The organism is uncultured Agitococcus sp. (assembly GCF_937920075.1).
Lineage (GTDB): Bacteria > Pseudomonadota > Gammaproteobacteria > Pseudomonadales > Moraxellaceae > Agitococcus.
The window spans coordinates 1-6,879 of the sequence record NZ_CALETI010000186.1 but is presented as its reverse complement, the minus strand read 5'-3'; the positions used below and the strand labels follow the sequence as shown (position 1 = coordinate 6,879).

The window sequence follows — 6,879 nt, the reverse complement described above, 5'->3', positions numbered from 1 at the left end:
GCATCGCCCAGCAGTTTGCCGACGCCGAACCCGCGCGGCTGGCCGAGGTGGACCGCCTGGCCGCCGATCTGCCCATGGAACGCATCGAACTGACTTCGCGCGAAGAGCCGCTTTGAGTGGCTGTGCCCTGCGCGGGGGGGCCTCAAGCGCTGTGACTGTGCCCGTCCAGGGTGGTGGTCGTGGTGCGGTGCGTGAAGTGTGTGATTTAATTTTAGAAGCTAAAGGCTTATACGAAGAAGCCCTTGCACCTTATTTGGATTAAGCTGTGGCTATTCAAAACAATGTTAGCTTAGCTGGCGGCTTATTTATTTTGTGTGTCGCAGGATATTATTGGGGGGGATTTGGCAAAGACACCCCAATCCTCCTAGAAGACGCCGATAATTTACCTGAATACCAAGTATCTCAAATCACTGGCATACAAATCAATGAACAAGGTCAAATTGTTAGACAGATAACTGCCAAACAATTACAACACTTTGCAGAGCAAGACGAAACTATTATCCATGCTCCCATCGTCATGCTCTATCAACAAGGTCAAAAAACATGGCAAATCTCAGCAACTAAAGCGATTAGTCGTCAAGATAATCAATGGCTGAATTTACAAAACCAAGTGGTTGCTCAACAATTAACCCAAACAGCTCTGCGCTTAGAAACATCTTCACTAATTGCCGAGCCTCAGAAACATTTACTTTATACCCAAACACCTGTTGTCGTGCGTTCGCCAAATGGTGAAATTCGAAGTTTAGGCTTACAAGCTAATACTGAAGAAGGCACAATTAATTTTATAGGCCAAGTCAGAGGCACTTATGTTTTACCGACACCTTAGTTTAACAGGCTTATTACTGTTAAGTAGTTTGGCAACTGCACTACCTAACGATAGAGAACAACCGATTGCACTCGCCGCAGATAATGCCACTTTTAACGAAAAAACAGGTATTGCCATTTACACAGGTAATGTCGAAATCAAACAAGGTTCACTGCTCATTAAAGCAGAACAAATTACTGCCACGACTGACAAAGAAGGTAAAATTTTAACCGTTATTGCTACAGGCAAACCCGCACACATGCAACAACAACCAAGCGTTGAAAAAGGCATTGCCACTGCCCAAGCAGAAGAAATCACCTACCAAGCGCGTGATGGCCTAATTGTCTTAAAACGTAACGCCAAACTCGAACAAGACGGCTCAAGCTTTAAAAGCTTAGAAATCATGTACTCTATGGATAAAGGCGAAATTGAAGCCAAAGGCAACACACAAAATCGCGTACAACTCGTTTTTCCGCCGCCCAAAAAAGAAGACCGAAAAAATAAAAAATTGGGTGAAAACCCACCAACAGGAACACCAACACCATGACACTTCGTGCTGAAAACCTTGCCAAAAGTTACAAAGGCCGAACCGTAGTTAAAGATGTGGGTTTAACAGTTGAAAAATCTCAAATTGTTGGTTTATTAGGACCGAACGGTGCAGGAAAAACTACTAGCTTTTATATGATTGTTGGCTTAGTACCTATGGATAAAGGCAAAATCACTCTAAACGGCGAAGATATTTCTTCATTATCCATGCACGGTCGCGCCCGACGCGGCATTGGTTATTTACCCCAAGAAGCGTCTATTTTTCGCAAACTTACTGTTGAAGAAAACATTTTAGCCATTTTAGAAACGCGCAAAGAACTGACCAAACAACAACGACTCGACAAAGTAGACTCTTTGCTTAATGAATTTCATATTACCCATATTCGAAAAAGTTTGGGCATGAGTTTATCAGGAGGAGAACGTCGTCGAGTAGAAATAGCCCGCGCTTTAGCCACAGAACCCTCATTTATCTTGCTTGATGAGCCTTTTGCAGGCGTAGACCCGATTTCTGTCGCAGATATTAAAGGCATTATTAGCCATCTAAAAAATAGAGGCATTGGCGTATTAATTACCGATCATCATGTGCGTGAAACTTTAGATATTTGTGAAAAGGCTTATATCGTCAATAGTGGCGTGATGATTGCCGAAGGTACACCAGAAGAAGTTTTAGCGAATCAACTCGTTCGACAAGTCTATTTAGGGCAAAGTTTTAGCCTCTAAGCTGTTTTTGCTCAAACTGTACTAATTTTATGTCTTTTTTAGCCGAGCGGTCTATTAATGCGAATTAATGGACTGTTTTTTGCATGGCGATTTTGAGAGAGACGTTATATACTGATATTTATTCTCAGTCTAGTTAGTAAAGTGTAGATTTGCCAATGAAAGTCTCTCTCAATATTCAAATGGGTCAACATCTGACCATGACCCCACAATTGCAACAAGCGATTCGTCTCTTGCAATTATCGACTATTGAATTACAACAAGAGATCCAAAACGCATTAGACTCTAACCCTTTATTAGAGTTAAATGACGATTATGACAACACCTCCGCACCGAGCAAATCAGACAATAATGATGAGTCACGTCAGGATGACTATGAGACCGAACTATCCAACAGCACCGTTGACATCAATAATCCTCAAGACATTCCCGAAGAACTCCCTGTAGATAGTGCATGGGATGACATTTTTACAGGTAATAGTGCCAATACCAACACCCCCGACGAAGATGATGAAGGTTTTGAAGCTCGCTCTACAGTTGCCGAAACTTTATACGATCATTTATTATGGCAAGTTAATCTGACACCATTCACTATCACTGACCGAACCATTGCTGTTTGTATTATTGATTCCTTAGATGAAAATGGCTATCTTCATAACGATTTAGAAGATATTTTAGAAGCTGCACAAAATATTTTACCTAATGAAGATATAGAGTTAGATGAAATTGTTGCAGTATTACATTTAATTCAACAATTTGAACCTTCAGGTGTTGCTGCACGCAATTTACAAGAATGTTTAACGATTCAACTCAAACAACTGCCCGAAGATACACCTCATCGCGATCATGCCTTGTTAATTGTTAATGAACATTTAGATTTACTAGCAGCCCAAGACCAACAAGGCTTATTAAAACGTACCAAATTTAGCGAAAGTCAGTTACGCGCTGCTGTAGGATTAATTCAAACACTTAATCCCTACCCTGGTGGCAAAATTGGTCAAGATGAAAATAGTTACATTATTCCTGATGTGGTTGTTAGCAAACAAAAAAATCGCTGGCGTGTTGAGCTAAATCCAGACACAGCCCCAAAATTGCGAATCAATACCAGTTATGCAAGCCTCATTCGTCGAGCAGATAGTAGCGCGGACAATACTTATCTAAAAAATCACTTACAAGAAGCACGCTGGTTTTTAAAAAGTTTACAAAGCCGACACGAAACTCTGCTCAAAGTTGCCACCTGTATTGTTGAACACCAACGTGCTTTTTTAGAACAAGGCCCAGAAGCCATGAAAGCCTTAGTTTTACGTGACATTGCTGAAGAAGTTGAATTACACGAATCAACTGTCTCTCGTGTCACTAGTCAAAAATATATGCTCACACCTCGCGGCTTATTTGAACTCAAATATTTCTTCTCTAGTCATGTAGGCACAAGCTCTGGTGGAGAATGTTCTTCAACCGCGATTCGAGCAATGATTAAAAAATTAGTCAGCCAAGAAGATCCTCGCAAACCTTTGTCTGATAACAAGATCGCTGACTTACTACAAGAACAAGGTATTGAAGTCGCACGTCGTACCATTGCTAAATATCGCGAATCGCTCAATATTCCATCATCTAGTGATAGAAAACGCTTGCTTTAACTTTTTTTTTGTGGCAAAACAGAATCACGAGATAAATATTTTAAGTTTCATCTTACTGTAACACTTTGTTACTAAAGGACTTAAAAATTCTCGTTGGCTTTTAGCGAAGAGCTAACTTCGTTAGGCCGAACGACCTGAACCATCAATTAACATACGCTAAAAACTTATAGCAAAGTGTTAATTAGACTATGATGGCCGCCCGACCAAACAGGCTCTTCGCAATGGTCTTATGTAATACTTATTTGATTAATAATAAGTTTTCATAAGTCTTTGAGTTTGTCACAAAAACACGAGGAACGGTTATTATGCAAATGATTATCAGTGGTCATCACGTCGAAGTTACTCCCGCCTTAAAAGAATACGTGCAAGCCAAATTCGCCAAAGTAGAACGCCACTTTGACCATATTACCAGCATGCAAGTTATCCTCAGTATTGAGAAGTTAGCCCAAAAAGCAGAAGCAACGATTCGCTTATCTGGTGCTGAATTATTCGCTAATGCAGAATCTATAGATATGTATGCTGCTATTGATTTACTCAGTGACAAATTAGACCGCCAAATTGTGCGCCATAAAGAAAAGTTAAAAAGTCATCACTAATAAAAAAAAGCCCAATCATAGATTGGGCTTTTTTATCATTCTTCACAAATCAGATAAAAATTGGCTTCATATTATATTAAAAGATAGACAGTTGCATAAAATCACTATATTTTTAGCATTTCTAACATAACGATTTCGTTAAAATATTCATGTAATTCAATTATTACATTGCAAAAAATTATTATGAACAATTTATTAATTGTAAGTGGTCGCTCTGGGTCTGGCAAAAGTTCAGCTCTAAATATATTAGAAGACTTAGGCTATTACTGCATAGACAACTTACCTCTTAGCCTACTCCCCTCACTCATCGTCCATCTTAAAAGCACATCATCTATTCAAAAAGTTGGTGTGGGTGTTGATGTACGTAGTTTACCTGATGATTTTAATAATTTTCATCAAGTCATTTCTGATATTGAAAAACTAGGCATTCAAACTAATACACTTTTTTTGGATGCTCGTGATGATATTTTAATCGCGCGTTTTAGTTCAACACGTCGTCGTCATCCATTAAGTAACCAAAACACTTCTCTTAAAGAAGCCATAGAAAAAGAGACGTTGTTATTAGACCCAATAGCATCTAAAGCAAGTATTTATTTAGATACCAGTAGTCTAAATGTGCATGAACTACAGCATTTATTAGCTGTTCGATTATCAGGTGATAACCAAGTGACCTTGTTATTAGAGTCATTTGGCTACAAACATGGTGTACCATTAGATGCCGATTTTGTCTTTGATGTACGCTGTTTACCTAATCCACATTGGCAAAGCTCCCTACGTGAATTAACAGGTAAACAACAAGAAATTAAAGATTTTTTAAATGGTCACCCCGAAGTTGAAGCTTTATACTATGATATAAGTCAGTTTTTAATCAAATGGTTACCTAGACTAAGTACTGACCATCGCCATTATTTAACAGTTGCGATTGGTTGTACAGGCGGTCAACATCGCTCCGTCTATATGGTCGAACGATTATATGAGTCTTTAAAAACCATTTTACCTCACATTCAAACTTTACATAGAGAATTGGTTCGTCGTAAATGATTCAAGCGGATATCGAAATTATCAATAAACTCGGATTACATGCGCGTGCTACAGCCAAGCTGATTGCACTGACCTCGACTTTTCGTTGTAATATCAAAATTACTAAAGGGACTCGTACCGTAGATGGTAAAAATATGATGGGGGTCTTAATGTTAGGTGCGGGCAAAGGCACTGTTCTTCAATGCACTTTTGAGGGAGAAGACGAGGAAAAAGCTCATCAATCTGTTGTAGAGTTATTTAATCGCCGTTTTGATGAAGGTGAATAATTTGTTATTATGCACCACCTTTATTTATCTGAAATTATTTTGCCATGCGTAACTCTGCCCAAGAACATGAATTTGACCCTAACTTTGTCAGTAAAAGCCAACAAAAAAAGGCTATGGACAGATTACAAGCTATTGGTGAACAACTCGCAGAGCTTTCTGCCAATCAATTAAAAAAATTACCCATTAGTGACGAACTTCGTGAAGCCCTACTCTTTTTATCAACCTTAAAAAGTAACGAAGCTAAACGTCGTCACAAACAATTAATTGGCAAATTAATGCGTCATGAAAATGAGGAAGCTTTATTACAAGCCTTAAATCAGCGCACTCAACCCAATTTAGAACGCCAACTTAGCTTATGGGTAGAACGTTTAATCAGCCAAGGGGAAAGCGCGATCAATGATACCGCCAGACAATATCCAGCAGCAGATCGTCACACCTTAAGACAAGCTGTTCGCGCAGCCGTTTTTGAGCAAGAAAACACACCAACAGAATCAAAAGCCAAACAACGATTATTAACGTATTTAAGAGAAGCCGTTTTGTTGTCACAGTAAAAATATGGTAATCAAATTTATGTGATTTTTGCCTAAAACTAATTAGGACTCATGACTTGGTATAATAACTCACTTAAACTATTACCATAACTAAAAATATTTAACTAAGGATAACTAGAAAATGACTGAGTTATTTAACCAAGCACTACAAGCCCAACTCGCTAACAAATTAACTCTCGCTTTAACACTTTACAAGCAACTATTAGCCACTCAACCAACACACAAGGATAGTTTATTCAATGCTGGTCTAATTTGTGCTCAAATACAAGACTTTAATCAAGCTATATATTATTTAAGTCAAGCTGCTTCTATTCAAAAAAATGCGGCTATCTGTAGTTTGCTTGGCTTATCTTACATGAATACTCAGCAATCTAAAAAAGCAATTGCTTATTACCAAGAAGCAATTATATTTGATGACCAAGAATATATGGCACATAACCATCTTGGTATACTTTATTGCCAAAATCATGAATATAAAAAAGGAATTCAATATTTAAAAAAATGTAATTAAAAACATCTTTGGCTGAAGTATGATTTTTGTCCACTTTTTGTGCAGCCAGCTTTAAATAAATGAATATATTATTCAGCAGAACATGAATATCGTATATTAATGTTGCTGTACTCATATCGAGCTCCATCACCTTATCTAGCTTCATATTAAGCTTGCTCACATAAGGCTCTATAACACTTTTAAAAAATACTAATCTACTCATCTCTCCC

9 protein-coding genes and 1 pseudogene are annotated in these 6,879 nt (G+C 38.3%); all 10 read left to right on the top strand.

Annotated elements, in window-relative coordinates:
• Nucleotides 1-172: 172 nt before the first annotated feature.
• Nucleotides 173-262: pseudogene (locus Q0212_RS07120) on the top strand (3-deoxy-D-manno-octulosonate 8-phosphate phosphatase); the annotation flags it as partial.
• A gap of 3 nt (nucleotides 263-265) precedes the next feature.
• Nucleotides 266-826, top strand: a complete 561-nt coding sequence (lptC, locus tag Q0212_RS07115) for an LPS export ABC transporter periplasmic protein LptC (protein WP_297923979.1) — start codon at nucleotides 266-268, stop codon at nucleotides 824-826.
• Nucleotides 807-1,352, top strand: a complete 546-nt coding sequence (gene lptA, locus Q0212_RS07110) for a lipopolysaccharide transport periplasmic protein LptA (protein WP_297923977.1) — start codon at nucleotides 807-809, stop codon at nucleotides 1,350-1,352. The genes lptC and lptA overlap by 20 nt, the downstream gene beginning before the upstream one ends.
• Entirely contained in the window at nucleotides 1,349-2,071 is a 723-nt protein-coding gene (gene lptB / locus Q0212_RS07105) for an LPS export ABC transporter ATP-binding protein (protein ID WP_297923975.1), read from the top strand. Before lptA ends, lptB begins: the two co-directional genes overlap by 4 nt.
• A 155-nt stretch (nucleotides 2,072-2,226) precedes the next feature.
• Nucleotides 2,227-3,705, top strand: a complete 1,479-nt coding sequence (locus Q0212_RS07100; protein ID WP_297923973.1) for an RNA polymerase factor sigma-54 — start codon at nucleotides 2,227-2,229, stop codon at nucleotides 3,703-3,705.
• A gap of 305 nt (nucleotides 3,706-4,010) precedes the next feature.
• On the top strand, nucleotides 4,011-4,301 hold the full coding sequence (gene raiA / locus Q0212_RS07095) for a ribosome-associated translation inhibitor RaiA (protein WP_297923971.1): 291 nt from the start codon (nucleotides 4,011-4,013) through the stop codon (nucleotides 4,299-4,301).
• A gap of 183 nt (nucleotides 4,302-4,484) precedes the next feature.
• Nucleotides 4,485-5,342, top strand: coding sequence for an RNase adapter RapZ (gene rapZ, locus Q0212_RS07090; protein ID WP_297923970.1), 858 nt, complete (start codon nucleotides 4,485-4,487; stop codon nucleotides 5,340-5,342).
• Entirely contained in the window at nucleotides 5,339-5,608 is a 270-nt protein-coding gene (locus Q0212_RS07085; protein WP_297923968.1) for an HPr family phosphocarrier protein, read from the top strand. The genes rapZ and Q0212_RS07085 overlap by 4 nt, the downstream gene beginning before the upstream one ends.
• Before the next feature lie 44 nt (nucleotides 5,609-5,652).
• Nucleotides 5,653-6,159: a ribosome biogenesis factor YjgA gene (yjgA, locus tag Q0212_RS07080; protein ID WP_297923966.1), complete on the top strand. Its 507-nt coding sequence runs from the start codon at nucleotides 5,653-5,655 to the stop codon at nucleotides 6,157-6,159.
• A 121-nt stretch (nucleotides 6,160-6,280) separates the two neighbouring features.
• Entirely contained in the window at nucleotides 6,281-6,670 is a 390-nt protein-coding gene (locus Q0212_RS07075; RefSeq protein ID WP_297923964.1) for a tetratricopeptide repeat protein, read from the top strand.
• Nucleotides 6,671-6,879: the final 209 nt, after the last annotated feature.